Source organism: Polymorphobacter fuscus (assembly GCF_011927825.1).
GTDB classification, from domain to species: Bacteria; Pseudomonadota; Alphaproteobacteria; order Sphingomonadales; family Sphingomonadaceae; genus Sandarakinorhabdus; species Sandarakinorhabdus fusca.
Genome location: NZ_JAATJI010000001.1, coordinates 569,908 through 595,917, shown reverse-complemented (window position 1 = coordinate 595,917; position 26,010 = coordinate 569,908). Strand labels below are relative to the sequence as shown.

The 26,010-nt window shown below is 65.9% G+C and carries 24 protein-coding genes and 1 tRNA gene; 17 read left to right on the top strand and 8 right to left on the bottom strand.

Translation table 11 applies throughout. The features are described 5' to 3' along the window. Positions 1–30 precede the first annotated feature (30 nt). Both GGQ62_RS02875 and epsC read right to left on the bottom strand, forming a co-directional pair. Positions 31–366: a DUF2794 domain-containing protein gene (locus tag GGQ62_RS02875; RefSeq protein ID WP_152576577.1), complete on the bottom strand. Its 336-nt coding sequence runs from the start codon at positions 364–366 to the stop codon at positions 31–33. A gap of 13 nt (positions 367–379) precedes the next feature. Further along, on the bottom strand, positions 380–1,048 hold the full coding sequence (gene epsC, locus GGQ62_RS02870) for a serine O-acetyltransferase EpsC (protein WP_152576578.1): 669 nt from the start codon (positions 1,046–1,048) through the stop codon (positions 380–382). A 269-nt stretch (positions 1,049–1,317) separates the two neighbouring features. Here epsC and GGQ62_RS02865 point away from each other — a divergent pair, with 269 nt between their 5' ends. Beyond that, positions 1,318–1,545, top strand: coding sequence for a hypothetical protein (locus GGQ62_RS02865; protein ID WP_152576579.1), 228 nt, complete (start codon positions 1,318–1,320; stop codon positions 1,543–1,545). 47 nt (positions 1,546–1,592) lie between these two features. Here GGQ62_RS02865 and ahpD read toward each other — a convergent pair whose 3' ends face one another. Together ahpD and GGQ62_RS02855 are read right to left on the bottom strand one after the other, a co-directional pair. After that, positions 1,593–2,111 (bottom strand): alkylhydroperoxidase, AhpD family, encoded by a 519-nt coding sequence (gene ahpD / locus GGQ62_RS02860; protein ID WP_152576580.1) that lies wholly within the window; start codon positions 2,109–2,111, stop codon positions 1,593–1,595. A gap of 130 nt (positions 2,112–2,241) precedes the next feature. Then, on the bottom strand, positions 2,242–2,790 hold the full coding sequence (locus GGQ62_RS02855) for a peroxiredoxin (protein WP_152576581.1): 549 nt from the start codon (positions 2,788–2,790) through the stop codon (positions 2,242–2,244). A gap of 118 nt (positions 2,791–2,908) precedes the next feature. Between GGQ62_RS02855 and GGQ62_RS02850 the strand changes: the two genes are divergently transcribed. The 8 genes from GGQ62_RS02850 (at position 2,909) to GGQ62_RS02815 (ending at position 11,506) form a co-directional block, all read left to right on the top strand. After that, a complete protein-coding gene (locus GGQ62_RS02850) occupies positions 2,909–3,808 on the top strand; it encodes a hydrogen peroxide-inducible genes activator (protein ID WP_152576582.1) in 900 nt (299 codons plus the stop codon). Positions 3,809–3,888: 80 nt separating this feature from the next. After that, positions 3,889–4,863 carry an NADPH:quinone oxidoreductase family protein gene (locus tag GGQ62_RS02845; RefSeq protein ID WP_152576583.1) on the top strand — a complete coding sequence of 325 codons (975 nt, stop codon included), beginning with the start codon at positions 3,889–3,891 and terminating at the stop codon, positions 4,861–4,863. 39 nt (positions 4,864–4,902) lie between these two features. Beyond that, complete coding sequence (locus GGQ62_RS02840) at positions 4,903–6,345, top strand: aldehyde dehydrogenase family protein (protein ID WP_152576584.1); 1,443 nt, start codon at positions 4,903–4,905, stop codon at positions 6,343–6,345. Beyond that, a complete protein-coding gene (locus tag GGQ62_RS02835; protein WP_152576585.1) occupies positions 6,342–6,857 on the top strand; it encodes a 2'-5' RNA ligase family protein in 516 nt (171 codons plus the stop codon). The genes GGQ62_RS02840 and GGQ62_RS02835 overlap by 4 nt, the downstream gene beginning before the upstream one ends. 97 nt (positions 6,858–6,954) lie before the next feature. Further along, the gene (locus GGQ62_RS02830) at positions 6,955–7,773 is read left to right on the top strand and encodes an outer membrane protein assembly factor BamD (protein ID WP_152576586.1); all 819 of its coding nucleotides are present in this window, start codon (positions 6,955–6,957) and stop codon (positions 7,771–7,773) included. A gap of 105 nt (positions 7,774–7,878) precedes the next feature. Next, the gene (locus GGQ62_RS02825; protein WP_152576587.1) at positions 7,879–8,865 is read left to right on the top strand and encodes an aspartate carbamoyltransferase catalytic subunit; all 987 of its coding nucleotides are present in this window, start codon (positions 7,879–7,881) and stop codon (positions 8,863–8,865) included. Further along, positions 8,862–10,091, top strand: coding sequence for a dihydroorotase (locus tag GGQ62_RS02820; RefSeq protein WP_152576588.1), 1,230 nt, complete (start codon positions 8,862–8,864; stop codon positions 10,089–10,091). The genes GGQ62_RS02825 and GGQ62_RS02820 overlap by 4 nt, the downstream gene beginning before the upstream one ends. A gap of 2 nt (positions 10,092–10,093) precedes the next feature. Then, a complete protein-coding gene (locus GGQ62_RS02815; RefSeq protein ID WP_243446032.1) occupies positions 10,094–11,506 on the top strand; it encodes an SPOR domain-containing protein in 1,413 nt (470 codons plus the stop codon). A 67-nt stretch (positions 11,507–11,573) separates the two neighbouring features. On the opposite strand, the gene GGQ62_RS02810 is transcribed toward GGQ62_RS02815, so the two are convergent. The 4 genes from GGQ62_RS02810 to GGQ62_RS02795 all read right to left on the bottom strand — a co-directional run bounded on the left by GGQ62_RS02810 (position 11,574) and on the right by GGQ62_RS02795 (position 18,069). Next, positions 11,574–15,005 (bottom strand): indolepyruvate ferredoxin oxidoreductase family protein, encoded by a 3,432-nt coding sequence (locus GGQ62_RS02810; protein ID WP_152576590.1) that lies wholly within the window; start codon positions 15,003–15,005, stop codon positions 11,574–11,576. 74 nt (positions 15,006–15,079) lie between these two features. After that, positions 15,080–15,682, bottom strand: a complete 603-nt coding sequence (locus GGQ62_RS02805; protein WP_341533728.1) for an alpha-ketoglutarate-dependent dioxygenase AlkB — start codon at positions 15,680–15,682, stop codon at positions 15,080–15,082. Then, positions 15,679–16,335: an alpha/beta hydrolase gene (locus tag GGQ62_RS02800; RefSeq protein WP_152576591.1), complete on the bottom strand. Its 657-nt coding sequence runs from the start codon at positions 16,333–16,335 to the stop codon at positions 15,679–15,681. The genes GGQ62_RS02805 and GGQ62_RS02800 overlap by 4 nt, the downstream gene beginning before the upstream one ends. 66 nt (positions 16,336–16,401) lie before the next feature. Next, positions 16,402–18,069, bottom strand: a complete 1,668-nt coding sequence (locus GGQ62_RS02795; protein WP_152576592.1) for a formate--tetrahydrofolate ligase — start codon at positions 18,067–18,069, stop codon at positions 16,402–16,404. A 148-nt stretch (positions 18,070–18,217) separates the two neighbouring features. On the opposite strand from GGQ62_RS02795, the gene GGQ62_RS02790 reads away from it, so the two are divergent. The 8 genes from GGQ62_RS02790 to clpX all read left to right on the top strand — a co-directional run bounded on the left by GGQ62_RS02790 (position 18,218) and on the right by clpX (position 26,007). Further along, complete coding sequence (locus tag GGQ62_RS02790) at positions 18,218–19,669, top strand: cytochrome ubiquinol oxidase subunit I (protein ID WP_152576593.1); 1,452 nt, start codon at positions 18,218–18,220, stop codon at positions 19,667–19,669. 4 nt (positions 19,670–19,673) lie between these two features. Beyond that, positions 19,674–20,690, top strand: coding sequence for a cytochrome d ubiquinol oxidase subunit II (cydB, locus tag GGQ62_RS02785; RefSeq protein ID WP_152576594.1), 1,017 nt, complete (start codon positions 19,674–19,676; stop codon positions 20,688–20,690). A gap of 9 nt (positions 20,691–20,699) precedes the next feature. After that, complete coding sequence (locus tag GGQ62_RS16540; protein WP_279379626.1) at positions 20,700–20,822, top strand: hypothetical protein; 123 nt, start codon at positions 20,700–20,702, stop codon at positions 20,820–20,822. 209 nt (positions 20,823–21,031) lie between these two features. Further along, positions 21,032–21,116 (top strand) — tRNA-Leu (locus GGQ62_RS02780). A 45-nt stretch (positions 21,117–21,161) separates the two neighbouring features. Further along, complete coding sequence (gene tig, locus GGQ62_RS02775) at positions 21,162–22,805, top strand: trigger factor (protein WP_152576595.1); 1,644 nt, start codon at positions 21,162–21,164, stop codon at positions 22,803–22,805. A 98-nt stretch (positions 22,806–22,903) separates the two neighbouring features. Beyond that, positions 22,904–23,947 (top strand): acyltransferase family protein, encoded by a 1,044-nt coding sequence (locus GGQ62_RS02770; protein WP_152576596.1) that lies wholly within the window; start codon positions 22,904–22,906, stop codon positions 23,945–23,947. A gap of 49 nt (positions 23,948–23,996) precedes the next feature. Next, the gene (gene clpP, locus GGQ62_RS02765; RefSeq protein WP_152576597.1) at positions 23,997–24,629 is read left to right on the top strand and encodes an ATP-dependent Clp endopeptidase proteolytic subunit ClpP; all 633 of its coding nucleotides are present in this window, start codon (positions 23,997–23,999) and stop codon (positions 24,627–24,629) included. A gap of 127 nt (positions 24,630–24,756) precedes the next feature. Beyond that, on the top strand, positions 24,757–26,007 hold the full coding sequence (gene clpX / locus GGQ62_RS02760) for an ATP-dependent Clp protease ATP-binding subunit ClpX (RefSeq protein WP_152576598.1): 1,251 nt from the start codon (positions 24,757–24,759) through the stop codon (positions 26,005–26,007). The last annotated feature ends 3 nt before the right edge of the window (positions 26,008–26,010 follow it).

Sequence of the window (26,010 nt, the reverse complement as noted above, 5' to 3'; positions counted from 1 at the left end):
CCGACCCGACGGGCAACGCTGGTCGCGGCCTCAGGCTTCGACCAGCTTGACCAGGCGGCGTTCGATGGGCGCGAGCACACCGGCCAGGTCATGGCCGCGCTTGAGGATGACGCCGCCTTCGCCGTAGAGCACCCATTCGCCCTGTTTCAGACGCAGGGACGGATCCTTGACGATGCGGATCTCCGGGTTTTCGGCCGTGCGCCGAAAGGCCGAGAAGCTGGCGGTGCGCGCGCCGAGATCGAGCGCATAATCGCGCCAATGGCCGGCGGCGACCATCCGGCCGTAGAGCGAAAGAATGCGATCGAGCTCGATCCGGTTGAAGGCGACCTGCGGCAGCGCGCGGGGCAGGGGAGAGACGTTTTCCAACAGCTGCGATGCCTCAGGCCGAACGCTGCTTGTCGTCGTCGGTCAACGCGTTGAGCCGGGCGCGCAGGTTTTCCACCTCACAGCGCAGCAGTTCGAGCTTCTGGGTTTCGGGATCGAATTTCTGGCTGCACGGCGTACCATAGGGCATAAAAGGCTTGGCATAGTCGCCGGCATCGACCGGAACCGGCCGGGCCGGGATGCCGACCATCGTGGCGCCTTCGGGCACATCGCGCGTGACGACGGCGTTGGCACCAACGCGGGCGCGCTTGCCGACGATGATCGGGCCCAGGACCTGCGCACCTGAGCCGATGATGACGCCATCTTCCAGCGTTGGGTGACGCTTGCCGGCGATGCCGTTGGCCGGATCGGTCCCGCCGAGCGTGACGCATTGATAGATGGTGACATTGTCGCCGATCACGGCGGTCTCGCCGATGACGACAAAGCCATGGTCGATGAAGAAGTTGCGCCCGATCGTCGCGCCGGGGTGAATGTCGATGGCGGTCAGGAAGCGCGACAGATGGTTCACCAAGCGCGCGACGAAAAACAGGTCGGCGCGAAACAGTGCGTGGGCAACGCGGTGCAGGCCGAGCGCCCAAACGCCTGGATATGTTAACAATTCCCAACGCGACCGCGGCGCCGGATCGCGCGATTTGATCGAATCGAGGTAGGACAGAAGCGCCATCGCTGATCTCCGTGCGGTGCGCTTCGGCCTGCCGCTGTTTGCACCCAGTTTATCCGGCTTTGCCCGCCAACGCCATACATGCCCGCAACAGTCGTGGCATGGCGCGGTTGCATCGGCGAACTTGCAAGATGCAACATATCAGGAGTGCGGAGCGTTCAATGACATCGAACCCGCCATGCTGCGCTCGGCAGCGGCCGGCTTACGAGATTGCCGATTATCCCTGGGAGCCGTTTCCCGGCGATGTCGCAACAGCTTCAAAGGAGCCGGAAATGAACAGCAGCGACGACAAGAATGGCGCCGAACCTGCCGAAACCCAGGGTACGGCGGTCCGCAGGGCGCTTAACAACACGCCCAAGCGTGATATTGATCGGTGGCAGAATTTTTCCAAGGCCGACACAGCCGAGCTTGCCGACGACCCGGCAGCGCCCGAGGATGCCGTGCTGCCCAAGGCCGGGCTGGCGCGCAATGGCGGCCTGGTCGACGACGAGACGCGCTGAACTGATGCCGCCGGCGTGGCCGCCGGCGGCATCTGCGCTAGATGTTGTCAGATCGCCTGCAGCGTCCGTGCGACGGCGTGGACGACCGAGGCGATGCGGACGCTCGCCTGGATCTTGTCGGCGCCGACACCATGCTGGGCCAGAACCTTGTCATGGGCATCGATACACATGCCGCAGCCGTTGATCGCCGACACGGCAAGGCAGAACAGTTCGAAATCGGCCTTGTCGATCCCGGGGGAGCCGATCACGTTCATGCGCAGCTTGGCCGGCATCGTCTTGTAATCCGGCCGTGAGGCGAGGTGGACGAAGCGGTAATAGATGTTGTTCATGGCCATGACCGACGCTGCGGCCTTGGCCGCGGTCATCGCTTCCGGCGTCAGCTTGTCGGCAGCTTCCGCCTCGATCGCTTCGATCACTGGCTTGTAGGCACAGGCATGGGCGACGGCGACCAACGTGCCCCACTTCTGCTGGTCGGTGAGCAGCTGCTCGCTCAACAGGCTCGAGACATTGAGACGCTGGTCCTTGGCGTAATCCGGCAGCGTCTTGGCGAGTTCGGAAAAGATCATGGGAATTCCTTGTCCCCCCGGTTGATGGAAGGGAGTTCAGCGAAAGCGAAGCCCAGGGGCCGCGTCGGTTGACGCGGCCCCCGGTACTTCATCACAGGACGGGTCGGTCCCTCCGGGATGCAGGGACGTGTCAGGCTGCCGGCTGGAGCGTTTCGGCGCCTTCGGTCCAGTTGCACGGGCAAAGCTCGTCGGTCTGCAGGGCATCGAGGATGCGCAGCGTTTCGGCCGGGTTGCGGCCGACGTTGAGACCGTTGATCGTCACGTGCTGGATGACATTGTCGGGATCGATGATGAACGTGGCGCGCAGCGCGACACCAGCATCCTTGACGACGATGCCGAGCGCGTTGGCGAGCAGCTTCGAATTGTCGGCGAGCCAGGGGAAATCGGCGGCGGCGAGACGCTCATCCGACTTGCGCCAGGCGAAGTGGACGAAATCGGTGTCGGTCGAGGCGCCGATGAGGACGGCGTCACGATCTTCGAAGTCCGACTTGAGATCGCCATAGCCGATGATTTCGGTCGGGCAGACGAATGTGAAGTCCTTCGGCCAGTAGAACAGGATCTTCCACTTGCCCGGGTAGGCGGTGGTGATGTCAAGCATCTCGCCATCGGGGAGTGCGCCGACGCCCTGCTGGACGGGAAGGCTGAACGAGGGGACGGTATCGCCGACGGTAAGGGCCATGGTCATGCTCCGTAATTTTGGTGGTGCAGGGTTGCGGGAGTGGACATGGCGCCGCAGCGCTGACAAATCCAATCGATAATCTTGACGTTACAAATCGACTTAGTCGATAAGTGCCGCCATGACGTTCCTGCCGACGCTCAAACAGCTGCAGTATCTGACGGCGCTGCACATCCATGCCCATTTCGGTCGTGCGGCCGATGCCTGTTTCGTGACCCAATCGACGCTTTCCGCCGGTTTGCGCGAACTCGAATCGCTGCTCGGCGTGCAGCTCGTCGAACGCAACCGCCGGGTCGTGCGCTTCACGCCGCTGGGCGAGCAGGTCGTGACCAAGGCCTATGACGTGCTGCGCGAGGCCGACGCCCTGACCGGCCTGACCAAGGCGTCGGGCGAACCGCTGGTCGGCGAACTTCGCCTCGGGGTCATCCCGACGATCGCGCCCTATCTGCTGCCGCGCGTGCTGCCAAGGGTGCGCGCCGAGTTTCCCGACCTGAAGCTGTACCTGCGCGAGGACATGAGCGGACCGGCGTGCGAGGCACTGTCACGCGGCACGCTCGACGCGGTGCTGCTGGCGCTGCCCTGGGATTGTGGAACGGTCGAACAAATGCCGTTGTTCGACGATCCCTTCTACCTCGTCTTCCATTCCGGCGACATGATCGATCCCCCGCCGCAGGTGGCGCCGGGTGCGATCGACGATACCAGCCTGTTGATGCTGGAGGACGGCCATTGCCTGAAGGACCAGGGGCTGGCGGCGTGCGGGCGACCGGAATTGCGCGCCGACCCGGCCCATCGCGGCACCTCGCTGGTGACGCTGGTGCAGATGGTCGCCGGGCGGCTGGGGCAGACGTTGATACCCGGACTGGCGATCGACGCCGGGTTGATCGCCGGTACCGGGCTGGTGGCGCGCCCGCTGGCCGGCGGCGCGGCGCGAACGGTGGCGCTGGTATGGCGCATCGCCAGCCCGCGCGCCGGGGAGTTCCGCTTGCTCGGCGAAACGCTGCGCGCCGCCGCGGCGCGCTGACCCGGCCATATCTGGGAGTCGACTCAAGGCCGGTCGCCGCTATGGTGCCCGACATAGAAAAGCCCTGGGGAGAGACTGGTATGAAAGCTGTTCTGTGCGTCGAACATGGCCCGCCGGAGGGCCTGGTGGTCCGCGATATCCCCGCACCCGAGCCCGGCGAGGGACAGGTGCGCGTCCGCGTTCATGCCGCCGGCGTGAACTTTCCCGACACGCTGATCATCCAGAACCTCTACCAGTTCAAACCGCCGCTGCCCTTTTCCCCGGGCGGCGAAGCGGCGGGCGTGATTGATGCTCTTGGGGCGGGCGTCACCGACCTGGCCATCGGCGACCGCGTTGTCGCGATGACCGGCAACGGGTGTTTTGCCGAGCAGGTGGTCGCCAGGCGCGCCCAGATCGTCCCGATCCCGGGCGACATGCCGTTCGACATCGCCAGCGGTTTCACCATGACCTATGGCACGTCGCACCACGCCTTGAAGCAGCGCGGCAAGCTGCAGGCAGGCGAAACCCTGCTTGTGCTCGGCGCTGCCGGCGGGGTGGGGCTGACCGCCGTCGAACTCGGCAAGGTCATGGGTGCCCGGGTCATCGCGGCCGCGTCATCGGACGAGAAACTGGCGCTCTGCCGGGACTATGGCGCCGACGAGACGATCAACTATTCGACCGAGAATCTGAAGGACCGGATCAAGGCGCTGACCGGCGGCAAGGGCGCCGATGTCATCTATGATCCGGTCGGCGATCGCTATGCCGAGCCGGCATTCCGCAGCATTGCCTGGAACGGGCGTTATCTGGTCGTCGGGTTCGCCGCCGGCGCGATTCCGTCGCTGCCGCTCAACCTGCCATTGATCAAGGGCGCCAGCATTGTCGGCGTGTTCTGGGGGGCGTTTACCCAAGCCGAACCGGTGCTGCACGGCCAGAACATGGCGGAACTGCTCGCCTGGTACGAAGCGGGCAAGATCAAGCCGCATGTGTCGAAGCATTTCAGCCTCGACGATGGCCCGGCAGCGATCCGCTGGATGATGGATCGAAAGGCGACGGGCAAGGTTGTGCTTGATGTCTAGGCTGGCGCAATAGCCGGCGGTTCCTGGTGAAAGACGGTCATGGCCCTGCGTGAAACCTACCCGCTGTACGTTGCCAACAAGGCGGAACAGCCCAACACCGGCCTCGCGGTGACCGACAAGTTCACCGGCAAGGTGGCGACGCGGGTGGCGATGGCGGATGCCGCAACGATCGACCGCGGCATCGCGGCGGCGGTCGCCGCGGCGCCGGCCATGGCGGCGATGGCGTCCTATGAACGGCAGGCGGTGCTGACCCATTGCGTGACGCGCTTCACCGAACGCCAGGAGGAACTGGCGCAGGCGCTGTGCATCGAGGCCGGCAAGCCGATCCGCGATTCGCGCGGTGAGGTCGGGCGGCTGATCGACACCTTCCGCATCGCGGCGGAAGAGAGCGTGCGGATGACCGGCGAGGTGCAGCCGCTCGACATCAGCGCACGGGCCAAAGGCTATCAGGGCATGTGGAAGCGTGTGCCGATCGGCCCGTGCAGTTTCATTTCGCCGTTCAACTTCCCGCTCAATCTGGCGGCGCACAAGATCGCGCCGGCGTTGGCCGTCGGCTGTCCGTTCGTGATGAAGCCGGCCAGCCGCACGCCGCTGGGGGCAATCATCATCGGCGAAGTGCTGGCCGAAACCGACCTGCCGCCGGGCGCCTTTTCGATTCTGCCGGCACACCGTGACGGGGCGGACCTGTTCACCACCGACGAGCGGCTGAAACTGCTCAGCTTCACCGGTTCGCCCGATGTCGGCTGGGATTTGAAGGCGCGCGCCGGCAAGAAAAAGGTCGTGCTCGAACTCGGCGGCAACGCCGCGGTGATCATCGACCGGGACGCGGACCTCGACGATGCTGCCGAGCGGACGGTATTCGGCGCCTTCTATCAATCGGGCCAGTCGTGCATCGGGGTGCAGCGGATCATTGTCCATGACGCAGTCTACGAGGCGTTCAAGGCGAAGCTGGTGGCGAAGACACAGGCGCTGGTGTCGGGCAATCCGAGCGACGAGGCGACCTTCATCGGGCCGATGATCGATGAAAAGGAAGCGGCCCGGCTCGATGGCTGGATCAAGGAGGCCGTCGGCGCCGGTGCAACCCTGTTGTGCGGCGGCGGGCGTGACGGCGCCATGTTGCAGGCAACGCTGCTGGAAGGCGTGCCGCGCGGCACCGCCCTGTACGCCGAGGAAGCCTTTGGTCCGGTGGCGTTCTTTTCGCGGTTTTCGGACTTCGACGGGGCGCTCGACGAGGTCAACGACAGCAAGTTCGGGCTGCAGGCCGGCGTGTTCACGCGCGACCTGTTCCATATGCTCAAGGCCTGGGACCGGCTGGAGGTGGGCGGCGTCGTCATCAATGACGTGCCGAGCTATCGCGTCGACAACATGCCCTATGGCGGTGTCAAGGATTCGGGGTTGGGACGCGAAGGGGTGCGCTTCGCGATGGAAGACATGACCGAAATCCGCAACCTGGTGATCCGGCGGCGAGCCCAGGATCTGTGAGTGACGACCCCCGGCCGCTGATCCTCACGGCGCTGCTGTCGCCGCCGGCGCAAGCGAAATTCGAAGCCTTGCGGCGCGAATTCTTCCCGCCCGAGCGCAACCAGGTCCCGGCACATGTTTCCCTGTTCCACCATCTGCCCGGGCGCGAACTGGCGGCGGTGAAGCGGCGACTGCAGGCGGTATGTGGTCCGCTGCCGCCGCCGGAGGTCGAGGTGGTGGGACTGAAGTCGCTGGGGCAGGGGGTGGCGTTTCAACTGCGATCGCCCGAACTCGACAATATTCGCGGCGAGCTTGCCGACGGCTGGCAGACCCTGTTGATACCGCAGGACCGTGCCGGCTTCCGCGCCCATGTGACGGTGCAGAACAAGGTGTCGGTGGCCGAGGCGCGGGCGACTTTGCAGGGCCTGCAGGCCGGGTTCGTGCCGTTCGTCACCCGAGTGCCGGCGCTGGCGATCTGGCGCTATTGCGGGGGGCCGTGGGAGGCGCTGGGGCAGGTGGCCTTTCGCGGTTAGGTGCATTTCCTGCGTGCCGGCGACGCTGCGGCGAAGGCGAAGGATAGCCCCGTGAGGGCGCTTGGCGCTGACCGCGCCTTGGGCTATGGCGAAACGCATGCAGTATATCATCGCGTTCCGCCCGCACGCCCGTCGCAGCATCGCGCTGGGCGTTGCCCTTGCCCTCGGCCTTTCTGCCTGCGCTTCGACCAAGGGCAAGAAGGACAATGCCTATGTGGCACGCGATGTGGAGACGCTCTACCTCGCGGCCAAGGACACGCTCGACCGCAAGCAATATGAGCAGGCGGCGCGGATGTTCGACGAAGTCGAGCGCCAGCACCCCTATTCGGTCTGGGCACGCCGCGCCCAGCTGATGAGCGCCTTTTCCTATTTCGTCGCCAAGAATTACACCGAGACGATCTCCTCGTCGCAGCGGTTCCTGTCGCTGCACCCCGGCAGCCGCGAGGCGGCTTATGCCTATTACATGATCGCGGTCAGCTATTACGAGCAGATCTCCAGCGTGCAGCGCGACCAGCGCACCACCCAGCAGGCGCTCGATGCACTGGGGGAACTGATCCGCCGCTATCCCGCAAGCGATTATGCCGTCGACGCGCGGTTGAAGGTCGATCTGGCGCGCGACCATCTCGCCGGCAAGGAAATGGAGATCGGCCGCTATTATCAGCAGCAGGGGCTGTATCTGGCAGCGATCATCCGCTTCCGCACCGTCGTCGACCAGTATGACACGACCAGCCACACGCCCGAGGCGCTGCACCGGCTGGTCGAAAGCTATCTGGCGCTTGGCGTGCCCGAAGAGGCGAAGAAGGCGGCAGCGGTGCTTGGGTCCAACTATCCCGGATCGAAATGGTACGAGCGCAGCTATGCGTTGATCAGCACCAAGGTGAAGCCGGCGCGCGGCCAGGCGGCCGCGGCGCAATAGTCGACGGGATGTGACGGCGCCACGGTTCGTCGCAGGCGCAATCGCGGCCAGTCGCACCGGCACAGGGTTGCCCTGCCGGCGCTAGTCCCGCTACACGCTGCGACGATGACCCGCGTTTCGCACCCCGCCATCGCTGCCGGTGCCCATCCGTTCCCGCATTCGCATTTGCTGGGCCTGTCGCACCTCAAGCCTTGGGAAATGCTGTTCCTGCTCGATGAGGCGGAGCAGTGGGTCGACCTCAACCGCGGCGCTGCCAAGCACGACAATCGCCTGGCGGGCCTGACCCAGATCAACGCCTTTTTCGAGAACAGCACGCGCACCTTGTTGAGCTTTGAAATCGCCGGCAAGCGGCTCGGTGCCGACGTCGTCAACCTTGGCGTGCAGGGGTCGTCGGTGAAGAAGGGCGAAACGCTGCTCGATACGGCGCTGACGCTCAATGCCATGCACCCCGACCTCATCGTCATCCGCCATGGTGCCTCCGGCGCCGTGCAGCTGATTGCCGAAAAGCTGAGTTGTCCGGTGCTCAACGCCGGCGACGGCCGCCACGAACACCCGACCCAGGCGTTGCTCGACGCGCTGACCATCCGGCGGCGCAAGGGCCGCATCGCCGGCCTGGTGGTCGCGATCTGCGGCGACATCCTGCACAGCCGGGTGGCGCGATCGAATTTTCAGCTGCTCGCGTCGCTCGGCGCCCATGTGCGGGTGGTGGCGCCGCCGACACTGATGCCGGCCAATATCGAGGCGCTGGGGGTGGAACCGTTCACCGACATGGACGCCGGACTGCGCAATGCCGACGTGGTCATGATGCTGCGACTGCAGACCGAGCGGATGGACGGCGCCTATGTGCCATCGACGCGCGAATATTACCGCTTTTTCGGGCTGACCGAAGCCCGCTTGGCGCATGCGGCGGCCGACGTCCTGGTCATGCACCCTGGGCCGATGAACCGCGGCGTCGAGATCGAGGGACGTGTTGCCGACGATATCGTCCGCTCCGCCGTTACCGAGCAGGTCGAAATGGGGGTCGCGGTGCGGATGGCCTGCCTTGACGTGCTGACGCGGACCCGGCGCGGGGTTGCGGGCTGGCCGGCATGACGCTGCTGGCGATCACCGGTGGCCGGGTCATCGATCCGGCAAGCGGCTTCGACGGGCCCGCCACGGTCGTGCTCGTCGATCGCGTCATTGCATCGGTGGGGCGGTTCGAGGCCCCTGACGATGCCGAAATCATCGATGCCAGCGGGCTGGTGGTGGCACCGGGCCTGATCGACGCCGGCGTGTTCCAGGCGTCGCCGGCGGCGTGCCATGCCGGCGGCATCACCCGCGTCGTGCTGATGCCCGACCAGCGGCCGCCGCTCGACGACCCGGCGCTGGTGGCGTTTACCCGCGGGGCGGGCAAGCCCGATGTCTGGGTGCATCCGCTTGTGGCGGCAACGCGCGGGCTGGCCGGGCAGGAACTGGCGGAGATTGGCCTGGGGCAAGCGGCGGGGGCCGTCGGGGCGGCGACCGGGCGCGGGGCGATCGACAACAGCGCCGTGATGCACCGGCTGCTCAGCTATGCCACGGCGTTCAACCTGCCGGTCGTCACCCATGCCGAAGACGGGGCATTGACCGCGGGCGCCGTAGCGACCGAAGGCGATTATGCGACGCGGCTCGGCTTGCCGGCGGCGCCGGCCTTTGCCGAGGCTTTGGCGGTGGCGCGCGATATCCGGCTGGCGGAAGCCACCGGCGCGCGGATTCATATCCGCCAGCTGACGACCGCTGAGGGCATAACGTTGGTGCGCGCAGCCCAGGCCCGCGGTGTCGCGGTGACCGCCGGCATTACGCCGGCGCACTGGCTGCTCAACGAGACGGCGGTGGCGGAATTCCGGTCCTTTGCCCGGCTGTCGCCGCCGCTGCGCAGCGATTCGGACCGCCGCGCGGTTCAGGACGCGATCGCCGACGGCACGATCGGTATCATCGCGTCGGGACATGATCCGCGCACGCAGGAGGACAAGCGCCTGCCGTTTGCCGATGCGCTGCCGGGCATGGCGGGGGCGGAAACGCTGCTGGCGCTGTCATTGTCGCTGGTGCAATCCGGAGCGTTGACACTGACGCAGCTGCTGGCGACGATGACGGTAACGCCGGCGCGGCTGTTTGGCCTGCCGGGCGGCACGCTGGCGACCGGGTCTCCGGCCGACCTGGTGGTGTTCGACGAAGTGGCGCCGTGGCGGATCGATGGCGATCGGTTCCAGGGCGCCGGAAACACGCCATTCGATGGCCTGCCGGTTTCCGGGCGGGTTCGGATGACGATCAAGGGTGGAGACGTGGTTTGGCGCAGTTGACCATGCGATCGATGCTGTTGGCAGCGGTGGCGCTGGCCGCCGCGCCGGCCCCGGCGCAGCAGCGGCCGAAGCCGGCCGTGGCGCCGGCTGCGGCCCCGGCGCAGCCACCCAGCGTGCGCGCCGGGGTCGATTTGTGGCGCGCCGGCGATTGGGCGGGCGCGGTGGCGATCTGGCAGCCGTTCGCCAACGCTGGCGACCCCGATGCAATGTTCAACGTGGGTCAGGCCTATAAGCTGGGCCGCGCCGTCCCGATGGACAAGGCGATCGCCCGCGACTGGTATCGCAAGGCAGCGCTGAAGGGCCATCTGCCGGCGCAGGCCAATCTGGGCATCCTGCTGTTTCAGGCCGGCGAAAAGGCCGAGGCGGCACGCTGGCTGAAGCAGGCGGCGGATCGGGGCGAGATGCGTGCCCAATATGTCCTCGGGGTGGCGCATTGGAACGGCGATGGCGTCGCGCGCAGCCTGCCGCTCGCCTTTGCCTATCTGACGCGGTCATCGGGCCAGGGTCTGGCGGAGGCGACCGGCGCGCTGAGCAACCTGACCCGGACGATATCGCCGGCGGAACGTGCCAACGGCGTGACGATCGCGACCAGCCTTGGCGCCGGCAGCGGCGTGCCGGCGGCGTTTGCGAGCAAGGCTGCGCCGATGAGCACGGCCGAGTTGAACCGGATGAATGCCGAAGCCGTGCAGCGACCGGCGCCCCGCGGTGCGGAAGCTGCACCTGTGGCATCAGCTCCGGCGCCCAGGGTCGCGGTGGCTGCGGCATCGCCGGTCACGCCGCCTTCAGCCGTAAGCCAACCGACGCCGCAGGCGGTGTTGCAGCCGGCTCCGCAGCCGGCATCGCAACCGGTGTCCCAGCCGGCTTCGCAGCCGGTCTCGCAACCGGCTTCTCAACCTGTTTCACAGCCGGCCTCCCGGCCGGTCGATCTCGCCGCCGCGGCGCCGGTGGTGGAGCGACCCTTGGCGCCCGCCGTGCGCACGACGCCGCTGCCGGCAAGCCAGCCGGCGCCTGCGCCCGGCCCCGCGCCGACCCCCGTTGCGACCGCGGCCGCCACGACTGTGCCCGCCGCCAGACCGGCAGAGGCTCCACGTGCGATCCAGACGGCGCAGACCGCCGACAAGACGCCGGAGCGAACCCAGGCCAAGGCGCCGAACGTCAAGCCCAAGGCGCCCGAAGGCCCGACCGGCTGGCGCGTCCAGCTCGGCGCCTTCAGCAAAAAGGCCCTCGCCGAGGCAGCATGGGCCGATATCCAGCAAAAGCAGAAGGGTGCCGTCGGCAAGGCCAAGCCGATCTTCGAGCCCGGCGCCTCGATCGTCAAGCTGCAGATGGGACCTTACAAGACCCGCGAACTCGCCAAGGATGCCTGCGCCAAGGTCGCCTTTTCAGGGCGCGCCTGTTTCGTGACCGAGGGCTGACGCCCGCCGCAGCGGCTTTGCCGCGATCGGGTGCGAGGTTGCGCCGGCCTTGATGCGGCCGGCGCCCTCAGGCCGCAGCGCGGGCGCGTTCTCCCGGCCATTTCGCCCAGAGCGCGGCGCGGCGTTTTTCCACTTCGGCGCGCGCCTTGTCCTTGACCGGGCCGAAGCCGCGGACGTCCATCGGCAGGCGCGCAATAGCGAGCGCCAGACTGCGGTTGTCCGGTGTCAGCCCGGCGAGCAGCTGGTCGACCTCCGCTTCATAGGCCGCGATCGCGGCGCGCTCGCTGCGCCGTTCCTCGGTGTAGCTGAAGACGTCGAGCGCGGTCCCGCGCAGGCCCTTGAGCTTGGCCAGCACACCGAACGCCGTGAAGATCCACGGTCCGAAGCTAATTTTCTTCGGGCGGCCGGTGGCGGGATCGGTGCGCGAGAACAGCGGCGGTGCCAGCAGCACGCGCGGCTTGCCGCCGGCGAACTGGGCATCATAGGCAGCCGTGAAGCGATCGTCCGAATAGAGGCGCGCGACTTCATATTCGTCCTTGTACGCCATCAGCTTGTAAAGGCTGCGGCCCACCGCTTCCGCCAAATCGTCACCACCGGCGGCGCGGACCTGGGCGACCCGCGTGGCAAAGCGCTCGGCATAGGCCGCGTCCTGATAAGCCGTCAGATCGGCGACGCGGCGCGCAATCACCTCGTCGAAGCTGGTCGCCGGCGGTTCGGGCTGCGGGCCGCGCGCAGCGGCGACGAGCGCCTCCACCTTGTCAGGACGCACGGCAAGCAACCGGCCAAGCCCGAAGGCGCGCTTGTTGAAGTCGACAGCAACGCCGTTGAGCTCTATCGCAGCTTCAAGGCTGTCGCGCTGCAGCGGGATGAGACCCTTTTGCCAGGCATAGCCAAGGACGATGATGTTGGCGGCGATCGCATCGCCCATCACCGCGACGGCGATGGTGTCGGCGGCGATGAAGTCGCAGGCGTTGGGGTTCGAAGCGCCGCGAATGGTGCGTTCGACCTGCGCCGACTGGAAATCCAGATCGCGGTTGCGGACAAAGTCGGCCGTCGGTGCAATGTCGGCGTTGGCGACGACGGCGGTGCGATCGGGGATCATTAGCGCCTGCGTCGGCTTGTCGGCCGCGACGACCGCGTCGCAGGCGAGAACGAGATCCGCGCCGCCGGCGATGATCCGCGGGCTCAGCAGGTCATCGTTGGTCGCAGCAAGGCGTACGTGCGAATAGACGGCGCCCCCTTTTTGCGCGAGCCCGGCCATGTCGGCGGTGGTTGCGGCGCGGCCCTCGATATGGCCGGCCGTGCCGAGCAGCGCCGATACGGTCAGCACACCGGTGCCGCCGATGCCGGTGACCATGATATTATAGCCATGGCCGGCAGCGGGGATGACGGGTTCGGGCAGACCTTCGGCGTCGAAATCGGCCCGCGACTTCTTCACTTCGGCACCGTCGATGGTGATGAAGCTGGGGCAGAACCCTTTGACGCAGCTGTAATCCTTGTTGCAGCTCGACTGATTGATGCGGCGCTTGCGCCCGAATTCGGTTTCCAACGGTTCGACCGAGACGCAGTTCGACTGGACCGAACAATCGCCACAGCCTTCGCAAACGGCGGGGTTGATGAAGATTCGGCGATCGGGATCGACCATCGTCTTGCGCTTGCGGCGGCGGCGCTTTTCGGCGGCGCAGGTCTGGTCGAAGATGATGACGGTGCAACCGGTGGTGGCGGCGAATTCGTCCTGGATCGCCGGCAGCGCCGACCGGTCGAGCAAGCGCACCGAAGCGGGTAGGGTGACCCCCTGATAGCGGGTGAGATCTTCGGTAAGGACCACGACCTTCTTGGCGTTTTCGGCGACCATCTGGCCGGCGATCTGGTCGACCGACAATTCGCCGTCGTGCTTCTGCCCGCCGGTCATCGCGACAGCGTCATTGTAGAGGATCTTGTAGGTGATGTTGACGCCGGCGGCGATCGACTGGCGAATGGCGAGCAGGCCGGAGTGGAAGTAGGTGCCGTCGCCAAGGTTGGCGAACACGTGTTTTTCCGACGTGAAGGGGGCTTCACCGACCCAGGTGACACCTTCGCCGCCCATCTGGGTGAAGGTTTCGGCGCGATCCATCCACAGCGCCATGATATGGCAGCCGATGCCGGCCAACGCCCGGCTGCCCTCGGGCGGCTTTGTCGAGGTGTTGTGGGGGCAGCCCGAGCAGAAATACGGCGCGCGCTTGATCGGCGTGACATAGGCAGCGGCCTTGCCGGCCTGGTCGTTGAAAAAGGTCAACCGGGCACGGATGCGCTCACTGTCATGGTAACGCTGGATGCGCGCGGCGATGACATGGGCGATGACGCCGGGAGTCAGTTCATTGTCTGGGCTGAGAAGCCAGTCGCCGTGTTCGTCCTGCTTGCCGACGACCCGCGGACGCACCGATTCGCGCCAGTTGTAGAGCTGCCACTTCAACTGGTGTTCGATGAATTCCCGCTTTTCCTCGATGACGAGAACCTCTTCGAGCCCTTCGGCGAAGCTGCGCATGCCATCGGGCTCCAGCGGCCAGGGCATGCCGACCTTGTAGACGCGCAGGCCGATGTCGGACGCAACGCGGGCGTCGATCCCGAGTTCGTCGAGCGCTTCCATCGTGTCGGCATAGGCCTTGCCGGTGGTGACGATGCCGAAGCGCGGGCGCGGCGTGTCGAAGACGATACGGTCGATGCCATTGGCCTTGGCGAAGGCCATGGCGGCGAAGCCCTTGAACCGCTGCAGGCGCGTGTCTTCTTCGCGCCAGATGTCGCTGCCGCGGATGTGGATGCCGCCTTCGGGGAAGTCGAAATGCGGGATGATGATGCGGCGTTGCTCGTTGGCGAGGTCGACCGTGGCAGAGGTTTCGACGGTATCGGCGGTGGCCTTGAACCCGACCCAGGTGCCGGCAAACCGGCTCATCGCCAGGCCAAGCAGCCCATATTCGACGAACTCGTGCACCGACGCCGGCGCGAGGAACGGCACGAAGGCGGCCTGGAAATTATGGTCGGACTGGTGGGGCAGGGTCGACGACTTGGCGCCGTGATCGTCGCCGACGATCGCAAGGACTCCGCCGCGCGGCGAGGTGCCGGCCGCGTTGGCGTGCTTGAGGACGTCCATGGCGCGATCGAGGCCGGGGCCCTTGCCGTACCAGATGCCGAACACGCCATCGACGGTCGCGCCGGGGCGCATGCCGACGTGCTGGCTGCCCCAGACGGCCGTGGCGCCGAGCTCCTCGTTGACGCCCGGCACGAAGACGATGTTGCGCTCCGCAAGCATCTTCTTGGCGCGCCACAATTCCTGGTCATAGGTGCCGAGCGGTGACCCGCGATAGCCCGAGATGAAGCCGCCGGTGTTAAAGCCTTCCGCCTTGTCGCGGGCCTGCTGGACGAGCGGCAACCGGACCAGCGCCTGCACCCCGCTCATGAACACACGCCCATCGGTGAAGCGGTATTTGTCATCGAGCGACACGGCGGGCAGACCAGCGACCATCAGAGACTTTCTGTTGCAACTGCGAAGTAGGTCAATACTACTGACCTTTTGTTGGCCGTGCAAGCTGGCCTATCTCACAGCCCGTTTTGCCGCATAACGTTCGGATCGCCGGCAAGGCTGCGAAAGGTCAGCGACCACCGCGTCGTGGTCATTTCGGCAATGCTGTGTTCCCAGTCGTGCCGGGCTTCGCCGCTGAGCCTATAAGCGCTGCGTGGCTGCAACGGCAGGCTGTGCCGGGCAAATCCGGTGGCCGTGCGGCGGCGGAAGCGCATGGCGGCCGGCGCCCCCAGCGAAATGCCGACGACATGCTCGAAGACCGGCCGGTCGCGGTGCCAACCGATGCCGGCGCCGGGGTCGTAGCGGGTGACGAGCAGCTGGACGAGATCATCGGCGGCAAGACCGGCAAATGCCGCTGCACGCGCGCGCAGCGGCAGGAAGGCGGATGGAATCGGCGTTGCGCGGTCGAAGGCACCGGTTTCGAAATCGTAGAGCCAGCCGAACGACGCAGTCTGCCGGTTGCCGAGCCAGCCATGAAACCGGAACGGCGACAGGGCGATGCTACCGATCGCGGTAATCAGCGCGACTTCCTCGGATTGGCTGACCAGGTCTTCGGCAAACGCCATTCCGGGCAAAAGCGCCGGCCCGAACAGGTCGGACTGGACCGGGCGTCTGGTCACCGGCCGGCAAAGTGCTTTGCGACGAATTCGGCGCCCAGCCGCAGGCCGACAGGGTCGACGCTATGGCCCAACCCCGTGCTGACATGCGTTTGGGCATCGATGCCGAGCCTGTGCAGGTCGGCCTTGGCAGCGTGCAACGCCGCCACCGGCACGACCGGGTCTGCAGATCCATGGACGAGAAGCACCGGCGGCTTGACGATCGCGTCCGACGTCAACGCATGCGCTCCGACGAACATGCCCGAATAACCGACGATGCTCGCCGGCGCCGCCGGGCGGCGCAGACCGACATGGAGGGCCATCATCGTGCCCTGGCTGAAGCCGATGATGGCAAGATCGCCGTCGGACAGGCCATATTGTGCGAGCTTGCGATCAAGGAAGCCATCGATCGCAGGCGCCGCCTGCGAGGCGCCGCTCGCCAGCGCCTGTGGCGAAAATCCGTGCAGCGGCCACCATTGATGGCCGCCGCCCTGGCCCATCCGCTGCGGCGCGTTCGGCGCGAGGAAAAGCGCGTCCGGCAGCGCCTGTTGCCAGTGCGGCGCCATCGAGATGAGATCGGCGCCGTTCGAGCCATAGCCGTGCAGCAGCAATATGATCTGACGCGGCACGCCGCCGGATTTTGGCTGCGCGCTGGCGCCGTTGACGATCTTGGTCATGGACTGGGACAGCTCGACGAAAGGGGCGGGACGCGCAATGTCGGGTCGACCCGGCCGCGATTCAAGCTAATCGAGTCCCGTTATGTTCCCTTCGGCATCGACGTCCATGCCGAGTGCGGCCGGCACGCGGGGCAGGCCGGGCATCGTGTTGATGTCACCGGCAAGCGCCACCACGAAGCCGGCGCCTGCCGACAGGCGTGCCTCGCGGATCGGCAGGATGAAGCCGGTCGCGGTCCCCTTGACATGCTCGTCCGCGGTGAAGCTGTACGGCGTCTTGGCGATGCAGACGGGCAAGCCGCCGAAACCCTGGTCGGTGAACTGGCGGAGCTGGCGCGCGGCCGCGGGCGACAGGCTGATATCGGCTGCGCGGTAGATCTGCTGCGCCACCGTTCGCAACTTGTCGGCAAGCGGCATCGCGTCCGGGTACAACAGGCAGAAATCGGCCGTGTCGGCGTCGGCCAGGGCGGCAACGCTGTGGGCAAGGTCGGCAGCGCCAGCTGCACCCTGGGACCAGTGCCGGCAGATATGGGCCGCGACGCCAAGGGTTTCGCGGCAGTGGCTGAGGACGGCGGCGTGCTCAGCGGCGGTATCGCTGGAAAATTCGTTGATGGCGACGACGACCGGGATGCCGAACAGCCGCAGGTTCTCGATATGGCGGGTCAGGCTGGCCAGGCCGGCGTCCAGGGCCGCGGGGTGTTCGGCGGCGAGTGTCGCAAGGGGCGCGCCACCATGGTATTTGAGCGCGCGGACGGTGGCCACCAGCACTGCCACGGCTGGGCGCAGGCCGGAACTGCGGCATTTGATGTCGCAGAATTTTTCGGCGCCCAGGTCGGCGCCGAAACCGGCCTCGGTCACCGCGAAATCGGCATGGGCGAGGGCGGCGCGGGTGGCGACCACCGAGTTGCAGCCATGGGCAATGTTGGCGAAGGGCCCGCCGTGGACGAAGGCGGCCGAGCCGGCGATGGTCTGGACAAGGTTGGGGCGGATCGCATCGATGAGCAGCGCCATCATCGCGCCGGTGGCGCCGATGTCGCCGGCGGTTACGGGCGTGCCCGCTTCGTCACGGCCGATGCGGATGCGCGCCAGGCGAAGGCGAAGATCGTCGAAGTCATCGGCAAGGCAGAGAATGGCCATGACTTCGGACGCGACCGTGATGTCGAAACCCGCCTCACGCGCCGGCGCATTGCCGGGACCCATGCCGACAGCGATCTGGCGCAGGGCGCGATCGTTCATGTCCATGACACGGCGCCACTGGATGTGGCGAGCATCCAGCGGCAGGCCGGTGGCGGTGGGCAGGCGGAAGTGCAAGGCGTTGTCGATCAGCGCCGCGAGCAGGTTATGCGCCGCGGTGATCGCGTGGAAGTCGCCGGTGAAGTGCAGGTTGATCCGGTCCATCGGCAGGACCTGCGACTGGCCGCCGCCGGTGGCGCCGCCTTTCCGGCCGAACACCGGCCCCAGCGACGGTTCGCGCAGCGCAATGACGGCGCTGCGTCCGATATGGTTAAGCGCGTCGCCGAGCCCGATCGTGGTGGTGGTCTTGCCTTCACCGGCCGGAGTCGGGTTGATCGCGGTGACCAGGATCAGCTTGCCTCGCGCGGCGCCACTGGTGGTGGCCAGCTTGGCAATATGATGGCCATAGGGATCGAGATCGGCCGGCGCGAGGCCGATGCCGGCGGCGACATCGGCAATCGGCCGCAACTTCGCCGCACGGGCGATTTCGATATCACTGGCCATCGGCGGCGAATCCCCTTTTGCTCGTGTCTAGCCGCAGACCCGCCGGGGTGAACAGCCGCTCTCCGAAAGTGTGGTCGGCCATGCGGCGAAATGCGCGGGCATTGGCCGCGACCATCTGCTATGGCGCGCCGACGAAAGGGGCGCAGGCATGGTCGAATCGATTTCCGCACTGACATTAGCGCGGATGCAGTTTGCCTTCACCGTGTCGTTCCACTTCATCTTCCCGGCATTCACCATCGGGCTGGCGAGCTTTCTGATGGTGCTCGAGGGGCTGTGGCTGAAGACCGGCCGCGACGTCTATCACCAGCTGTTCCAATATTGGGTCAAGATCTTCGCCATCACCTTCGGCATGGGCGTCGTGTCCGGCATCGTCATGGCCTATCAGTTCGGCAGCAACTGGGCGGTGTTTTCCGACAAGGCGGGGCCGGTCATCGGCCCGCTGATGGCCTATGAGGTGCTGACGGCGTTCTTCCTCGAAGCCGGGTTCCTCGGCGTGATGCTGTTCGGCCTCGACAAGGTCGGCAAGACCCTGCACTTCGCCGCCACCTGCATGGTGGCGCTCGGCACGGCGATCTCGACCTTCTGGATCATCTCCGTCAACAGCTGGATGCAGACGCCGCAGGGCTATGGCGTCAACGCCGATGGCCAGTTTTTCGCCACCGACTGGTGGGCGGTGGTGTTCAATCCATCCATGCCATACCGCCTCGCCCATGTGCTGCTGGCGGCGTATCTGACGACGGCGCTGGTGGTCGGCGGTGCCGGTGCCTGGCATTTGCTGAAGGATCGCCGCGCCGGCAACCCGCCGCGCGAGGGCACCAAGATCATGTTTTCGATGGCGATGTGGATGGCTGCGATCGTCGCGCCGATCCAGGTGTTCGTCGGCGACGAACATGGCCTCAACACCCTGGCGCACCAGCCTGCGAAGATCGCCGCGATGGAGGGCCATTATCGCAGCTTTCCCGGCGGCCCCGGGGGCGGTGCCCCGCTGATCCTGTTCGGCATCCCCGACGACCAGCAGCAGGTCATGCGGTACAAGGTCGAAATTCCAGCACTTGGATCGGTCATCCTCAAGCACGATGCCGATGGCGCCCTGGCAGGGCTCGATACCTTCAAGCCGCAGGACCGGCCATCGGTGGAAATCACCTTCTGGTCGTTCCGCATCATGGTCGGGCTGGGCATGGCGATGGTTGCAATGGGCCTGTGGAGCCTCGTCGCCCGGGCGCGCGGCACGCTGCACAGCTCGCATTGGCTGCACCGCATGGCGCTGGTCATGGGGCCATCGGGTTTCATCGCCGTGCTCGCCGGCTGGACGACAACCGAGGTCGGACGCCAGCCCTATACCGTCTATGGCCTGTTGCGCACCGTCGAGAGCGTGTCGCCGCTGGCGGCGCCGGCGGTGGCAGCGTCGCTGCTTGCCTTCGTCATCGTCTATTTCACAGTGTTCGGCGCCGGCACCTATTTCATCATCAAGCTGATGGGGCACGAACCGCATCCGGGCGAAGAGGGCCCGACGCGCGGGCAGGGCGCCGACGGGATCACGCGTACCGCCGGCATCACGCCGGCGGTGCAGGTCAACCCCGACGCCGTGCTGGCGGAGTAGGACAATGGCTCCCAACGACACGCTGACGCTGATCTGGGCGGGCATCATCGCGCTGGCCATCTTCGGCTATGTGGTGATGGACGGGTTCGACCTGGGAATCGGCATCCTGTTCCCGTGGCTGGCGGACAAGGTGGAGGGCGGCGACGACCGCAACACCGCGATCAACACGATCGCGCCGGTGTGGGACGGCAATGAAACCTGGCTGGTGTTGGGCGGCGGCGGCCTGTTCGCGGCGTTCCCGCTCGCCTATGCCATCGTCATGCCGGCGGTCTACACGCCGTTGATCGCCATGTTGATGGGGCTGATCTTCCGCGGCGTGGCGTTCGAATATCGGGCGCGGACGACGCGGCTGTGGATCTGGGACCGCGCCTTTGCCTTCGGATCGGTGCTGGCGGCGTTTTCGCAAGGGGTGATCCTGGGCGCCGTGCTGCAAGGGGTGAAGGTAAAAGGCCGTGCCTATGCCGGCGGCTGGTTCGACTGGCTGTCGCCGTTTTCCGTCCTCACCGGCGTATCGGTGGTGGCGGGCTATGCCCTGCTGGGGGCCTGCTGGCTGATCTATCGCACCGAAGGCGCCTTACAGGAGCGTGCCTTTGCGCTGGCCAAGGTGGCCGGTGTGGTGACGCTTGTGGCAGTGGTTGCGGTCAGTGCGGCGACGCCGTTCCTCTATCATGATTATTTCAGCCGCTGGTTCGAACGGCCGGGAATCTTCCTGGCGGCGCCGGTGCCGATCATGGTCGGGGTGACGGCGCTGCTGTTCATCCGCGCGCTCCGCGATCGCCGGGAATTGCAGCCGTTCCTGCTGGCACTGGCATTGTTCCTGCTCAGCTTCATCGGCCTCGGCATCTCGATGATGCCGTGGATCATCCCTGGGCAGATCAGCATCTACGACGCCGCGACGCCGGCCAATTCGCAGTCGTTCATGCTCGTCGGGGTGGCGATCATGCTGCCGATCATCATCGGCTACACCGCTTATGCCTATTGGGTGTTCCGTGGTAAGGTCGGGCATGATGGGTATCATTGAGGTGGCATCATGACTCCGGTCCGTCAGTGGTTCGGCCGCAAGCGCTTCGGCTGGGGCTGGACACCGCGCAGCATCGAAGGCTGGGCAGTCATCGGCGCGGTCGTGCTGCTGGGCGTGACATTGGCGCGATGAATCCGGTGGCGCGGCGATGGCTGTGGTTCGTCGCGCTCTGGGCGGCCGGGGTCGGGACGGTGGGGCTGGTGGCCCTGGTCATTCGCGCGTGGCTGATGCCCTGAACGCGACCCGGGGTGCTGCTGTTGTCAGGATCAGAATGGCGATGACGGTTGCATGACCTTGCGCCGGCCACCCGCGTTGCTATAGACGCGCCCTTCACTCCTCGCGCGGGCGTGGCGGAATTGGTAGACGCGCTGGTTTTAGGTACCAGTGTCGAAAGACGTGGGGGTTCGAGTCCCTTCGCCCGCACCATGATCCATCACAGCTCGATGGCCTATCAACAGACGAGACCAACAGATGCAGATTGCCGAAACACTCAATCAGGGCCTTCGCCGCGAATATTCGCTGGTGATCCCCGCGTCCGCGCTTGCGGCGCGCGTCGATGCGCGGCTGTTGGAAGTGTCGAAGACGATCCGGATGCCCGGGTTCCGCCCCGGCAAGGTGCCGCCGAACCTCGTCCGCAAGATGCACGGCGAAGCGTTGCAGGGTGAAGCCTTGCAGGCCGCGGTCAACGAAGGCGTCCAGCAGCTGTTGACCGATCGCGGCCTGCGCCCGGCCAACCAGCCGCAGGTCGATCTGGAAGGCACCCCTGGCGTCGGCGACGACGTCGGCATCAAGGTTTCGCTGGAAGTGCTGCCGACGGTGGAGGACATCCAGATCGAGGGTCTCGAGCTGGAAAAGCTGGTCGTGGCGCCCGATGACGCCGCCATCGCCGATGCGGTGACCCGCCTGTCGGCGCAGATGCAGCGCAGCGAGCCGGCCCCGGCCGCCCATGAAGCCGCAACCGGCGACACGGTGGTCATCGATTTCGAAGGCCGTGTCGACGGCGAATTGTTCGACGGCGGCAAGGGCGAGGGGATGCGCGTCACCATCGGCTCGGGCCAGCTCATCCCGGGCTTCGAAGACCAGTTGATCGGCGCCAAGGCCAATGAGGAACGGACCGTCAAGGTCAGCTTCCCGGACGATTACAATGTCGCTTATCTGAAGGGCAAGCCGGCCGAATTCGCCATCGTCGTCCAGGGCGTCGAAACGCCAGTGGAGACGGTGATCGACGACGAGTTCGCCAAGGGCTTCGGCATCGATTCGCTCGATGCCCTGAAGGAGATCCTGAAGGACCAGCTCGATACCGAGCTCGGCACGCTGACGCGGACCTATCTGAAGCGCAAGCTGCTCGACACCCTGGCGGCCCGCCACGATTTCGAAGTTCCCGAATCGATGGTCAACAACGAATTTGACCAGATCTGGAGCCAGATCGAGCAGGAAATCAGCCAGGACGCCGATCCCGAAGCGATGCGGACGCAGATGGAAGCCGAGCGCGAGGATTATCGCCGCATTGCCGAGCGCCGCGTGCGCCTGGGGCTGTTGCTGAGCGAGATCGGTCAGCGCAACAACATCACCATCAGCCAGGCCGAGATGAACCGCCTGATCGGCCAGGAAGCGGCGCGCTATCCGGGGGAACAGCAGCAGGTCGTGAAGTTCCTGCAGGAAAACCCGATGGCGCTCGCCCAGCTGCGCGCGCCGCTGTACGAGGACAAGGTTGTCGATTTCCTGATCGGCAAGGCCGAACTGACCGAGCGTCATGTCAGCCGCGCCGAACTGGAAGCCGCGATCGAGGACGAGGACGAGACGCCGGGCCTGATCGGTGCCGGGCATTCGCATGACCACGATCATGGTCATGTCCATGGTCCCGATTGCGACCATGATCATGACCATGCGCCGGCCAAGCCCAAGAAGGCGGCAAAGGCCAAGGCTGCGAAGGCCGACGCCCCGGCAGCGGATGCGGCAGTCGCCGAAACGCCTGCTGACGATGCGGTCGAAGCGCCGGTGAAGAAGGCGGGCAAGGCCAAGGCGGCAAAGGCCGAAGCCGGTGCCGATGTCGATGCGCCGGTGGCCGATGCCGCCGCCAAGCCGAAGCGGGCCAGCAAGAAAACTGCCGAATAATCAGCTGCAGCGGCACTGTCAGAGCCGTGACGAATCGACGTCGCGTGCGGATCGTCTATACAGCCCACGTTCGATGATTCGCACGTGAGGCCGCCCGAATGACGACCGATGATGCGGCAATGAAACGTGACATGGCGCCGCGTCCGGTGCGAATCCTGGGGATGCTGACAGGGCCGGGGGCGTTCCGGCTGATCCTTGCCGCGGCGGTGTTCGTATCGCACGTGTCGCGGATCGGCATCGGCCGGCCCGCGGTCGTGCTGTTCTTCATGCTCAGCGGCTATTGGGTGACACGGCTCTACCAGGGCTGGTCGGCATCGACATGGACGTTCGAGGCCAGCCGGTTCCTGCGCATCTGGCCGTTGCTGGCGGTCACGGCGATCGTCGTCTGGCTTGTCGAAATGGCGGGGATCCTGCCGCTGCATGGCAACTTGCTGTCGACGCTCGGCCTGCTGGGGCTGGCCGTTCGGCAGGGCGATGTCATCGGGGTTGCCTGGTCGCTCGATCTCGAATTGCAATTCTATCTGCTGCTGCCCTTTTGCCTGTGGTGGATCAATCGTCGCACCGATGGCCGCGCCACGCGCGCCGCGCTGCTGTTGGCGGTGCTGACCGTGGCGGGGGCGATCGGGATGGCCAATGGCTGGCTGACGGCGCTGGCGTTTGCTCCGGCCTTTGCCGGCGGGGTCGCCATCCGCCTGTCCGACTGGCGTGTGTCGACCCGGACGGCGGCGATTTCGGTCGCGGTCTTCGTCGGCATCGGAGTGCTGCTGTGGCTGGTGCCGGCGACCCGGATGATGGTGATCAAGGGCGACGTGCCATGGTGGCTCGATCTTGCCTATACCGCCTGGTGCCTGACGCTGCTGCCTTATGTGGCGTGGAATGTGCATCAGCCGTCACCGCCGATCGACCGCGAAATGGGCAATCTGTCGTTCCCGCTGTACCTGGTGCATTTTCCGCTAATCGTGCTGGCGATCCGCTGGGCGGGTGACGGGCTGGCCGGCAAGGCTCTGGCGCTTGTGCTGGCGCTGGTCGCGACGGCTATTCTCTACCTGTTCGTCGATCGGCCGTTCGAACGCTGGCGGTCCGGGCTGTGGCGTCGCCGGCGCGACACAATGGTGGCCGAGGCGCGCGATTCCCCCCCTTGAACTTAGCGGCGAAACGTCCGACCTTGGGCGGGACACGAGAAGGACTCATATGCTCGATATTCACGCCGGCCTGATCCCCATGGTCATCGAGACCTCGAACCGTGGGGAACGTTCATTCGACATCTATTCGCGCCTGTTGCGCGAGCGTATCGTTTTCGTCACCGGCCAGGTCGAAGACCATATGGCATCGGTCATCGTCGCCCAGCTGTTGTTCCTGGAATCGGAAAATCCGAAGAAGGACATATTCATGTACATCAACTCGCCGGGCGGGGTGATCACGGCGGGCATGTCGATCTACGACACCATGCAGTATATTCGCCCGCGGGTCGGCACCGTCTGCGTCGGCCAGGCCGCATCGATGGGCAGTTTCCTGCTCGCCGCCGGGGAGCCGGGGATGCGCGTCGCGCTGAAGAATTCGCGGATCATGGTGCACCAGCCGTCGGGCGGCGCCCAGGGCCAGGCGACCGACATCGAAATCCAGGCGCGCGAGATCCTGCGGGTGCGGCATGCGCTCAACGAGCTGTACGTCAAGCATACCGGCAAGGACCTCGACACCATCGAGCGTGCCATGGAACGCGACAAGTTCCTCAGCGCCGAGGAGGCCAAGGAGTTCGGCCTGATCGACGAAGTCGCCGAGAAGCGCCCGCTGCCGACCGATGGCGAAGCGCTGAAGGCGGCGTGACCCACGCGCGCCTTGCAACGCCCGGGACCAGCGGCGATTTCACCTTTGTGACAATCGACGGCACCGGCGGGCTTGCGGGGCGTTCCATTACAAAGCTACACTCGCCTGTTCGCGAGGAAGGACGATCATGACCAAGCTGAGTGGAGGCGACTCCAAAAGTACGCTCTATTGCAGCTTTTGCGGCAAGAGCCAGCACGAGGTGAGGAAGCTCATCGCCGGGCCGACGGTGTTCATCTGCGATGAATGCGTCGAATTGTGCAATGACATCATCCGCGAGGAAACCAAGACCGCGCTGGTGAAGAAGTCGGGCGATGTCCCGACGCCGCGCGAGATCTGCAAGGTTCTCGACGATTATGTCATCGGCCAGATGCACGCCAAGCGGGTGCTGTCGGTCGCAGTGCACAATCACTACAAGCGGCTGAACCATGGCGGCAAGGGCGCCGATGTCGAACTCGCCAAGTCGAACATCCTGCTCGTCGGGCCGACCGGTTGCGGCAAGACGCTGCTGGCCCAGACGCTGGCGCGCATCCTCGACGTGCCGTTCACTATGGCCGACGCGACGACGCTGACCGAAGCCGGTTATGTCGGTGAAGATGTCGAGAACATCATCCTCAAGCTGCTCCAGGCCAGCGACTATAATGTCGAGCGGGCGCAGCGCGGCATTGTCTATATCGACGAGATCGACAAGATCAGCCGCAAGGCCGACAATCCGTCGATCACCCGCGACGTGTCGGGCGAGGGCGTCCAGCAGGCGCTGCTCAAGATCATGGAGGGCACCACCGCCTCCGTGCCGCCGCAGGGTGGGCGCAAGCATCCGCAGCAGGAATTCCTGCAGGTCGACACGACGAACATCCTGTTCATCTGCGGCGGTGCCTTTTCGGGGCTCGATCGCATCATCGGTGACCGGCTGCAGGGCAAGTCGATCGGCTTCGGCGCGCATGTCGCCGCGCCCGACGAGCGCCGGGTCGGCCAGTTGCTGATGAAGTGCGAGCCGGAAGATCTGCTGCGCTTCGGGCTCATCCCCGAGTTCATCGGGCGTCTGCCGGTCATCGCGACCCTGGAAGACCTTGATGAAGCCGCGCTGATCAAGATCCTGACCGAGCCGAAGAACGCGCTGTCGAAGCAGTACGCCAAGCTGTTCGAGATGGAGGGCATGAAGCTGAGCTTCCTTCCCGACGCGCTGTCGGCAATCGCCAAGCGTGCCATCGAGCGAAAGACCGGGGCGCGCGGACTACGGTCGATCATGGAATCGATCCTGCTCGACACCATGTTCGAACTGCCGGGGATGGAAGGCGTTGAGGAAATCCTTGTCGACCAGGATGTCGTTGCCGGCACCAAGCAGCCGGTGCGGATGCTGGTAACCGATAAAGCGGCCTGACCG

Coding starts and splice junctions, on each gene's coding strand:
- GGQ62_RS02770 (WP_152576596.1), top strand. CDS start 22,904: ATGACGACCGATGATGCGGCAATGAAACGTGACATGGCGCCGCGTCCG.
- GGQ62_RS02855 (WP_152576581.1), bottom strand. CDS start 2,790: ATGGCCCTTACCGTCGGCGATACCGTCCCCTCGTTCAGCCTTCCCGTC.
- tig (WP_152576595.1), top strand. CDS start 21,162: ATGCAGATTGCCGAAACACTCAATCAGGGCCTTCGCCGCGAATATTCG.
- GGQ62_RS16540 (WP_279379626.1), top strand. CDS start 20,700: ATGACTCCGGTCCGTCAGTGGTTCGGCCGCAAGCGCTTCGGCTGGGGC.
- GGQ62_RS02845 (WP_152576583.1), top strand. CDS start 3,889: ATGAAAGCTGTTCTGTGCGTCGAACATGGCCCGCCGGAGGGCCTGGTG.
- ahpD (WP_152576580.1), bottom strand. CDS start 2,111: ATGATCTTTTCCGAACTCGCCAAGACGCTGCCGGATTACGCCAAGGAC.
- GGQ62_RS02825 (WP_152576587.1), top strand. CDS start 7,879: ATGACCCGCGTTTCGCACCCCGCCATCGCTGCCGGTGCCCATCCGTTC.
- clpP (WP_152576597.1), top strand. CDS start 23,997: ATGCTCGATATTCACGCCGGCCTGATCCCCATGGTCATCGAGACCTCG.
- GGQ62_RS02865 (WP_152576579.1), top strand. CDS start 1,318: ATGAACAGCAGCGACGACAAGAATGGCGCCGAACCTGCCGAAACCCAG.
- epsC (WP_152576578.1), bottom strand. CDS start 1,048: ATGGCGCTTCTGTCCTACCTCGATTCGATCAAATCGCGCGATCCGGCG.
- GGQ62_RS02850 (WP_152576582.1), top strand. CDS start 2,909: ATGACGTTCCTGCCGACGCTCAAACAGCTGCAGTATCTGACGGCGCTG.
- GGQ62_RS02830 (WP_152576586.1), top strand. CDS start 6,955: ATGCAGTATATCATCGCGTTCCGCCCGCACGCCCGTCGCAGCATCGCG.
- GGQ62_RS02810 (WP_152576590.1), bottom strand. CDS start 15,005: ATGGTCGCTGGTCTGCCCGCCGTGTCGCTCGATGACAAATACCGCTTC.
- GGQ62_RS02800 (WP_152576591.1), bottom strand. CDS start 16,335: ATGACCAAGATCGTCAACGGCGCCAGCGCGCAGCCAAAATCCGGCGGC.
- GGQ62_RS02815 (WP_243446032.1), top strand. CDS start 10,094: ATGCGATCGATGCTGTTGGCAGCGGTGGCGCTGGCCGCCGCGCCGGCC.
- GGQ62_RS02820 (WP_152576588.1), top strand. CDS start 8,862: ATGACGCTGCTGGCGATCACCGGTGGCCGGGTCATCGATCCGGCAAGC.
- GGQ62_RS02795 (WP_152576592.1), bottom strand. CDS start 18,069: ATGGCCAGTGATATCGAAATCGCCCGTGCGGCGAAGTTGCGGCCGATT.
- GGQ62_RS02840 (WP_152576584.1), top strand. CDS start 4,903: ATGGCCCTGCGTGAAACCTACCCGCTGTACGTTGCCAACAAGGCGGAA.
- cydB (WP_152576594.1), top strand. CDS start 19,674: ATGGCTCCCAACGACACGCTGACGCTGATCTGGGCGGGCATCATCGCG.
- clpX (WP_152576598.1), top strand. CDS start 24,757: ATGACCAAGCTGAGTGGAGGCGACTCCAAAAGTACGCTCTATTGCAGC.
- GGQ62_RS02790 (WP_152576593.1), top strand. CDS start 18,218: ATGGTCGAATCGATTTCCGCACTGACATTAGCGCGGATGCAGTTTGCC.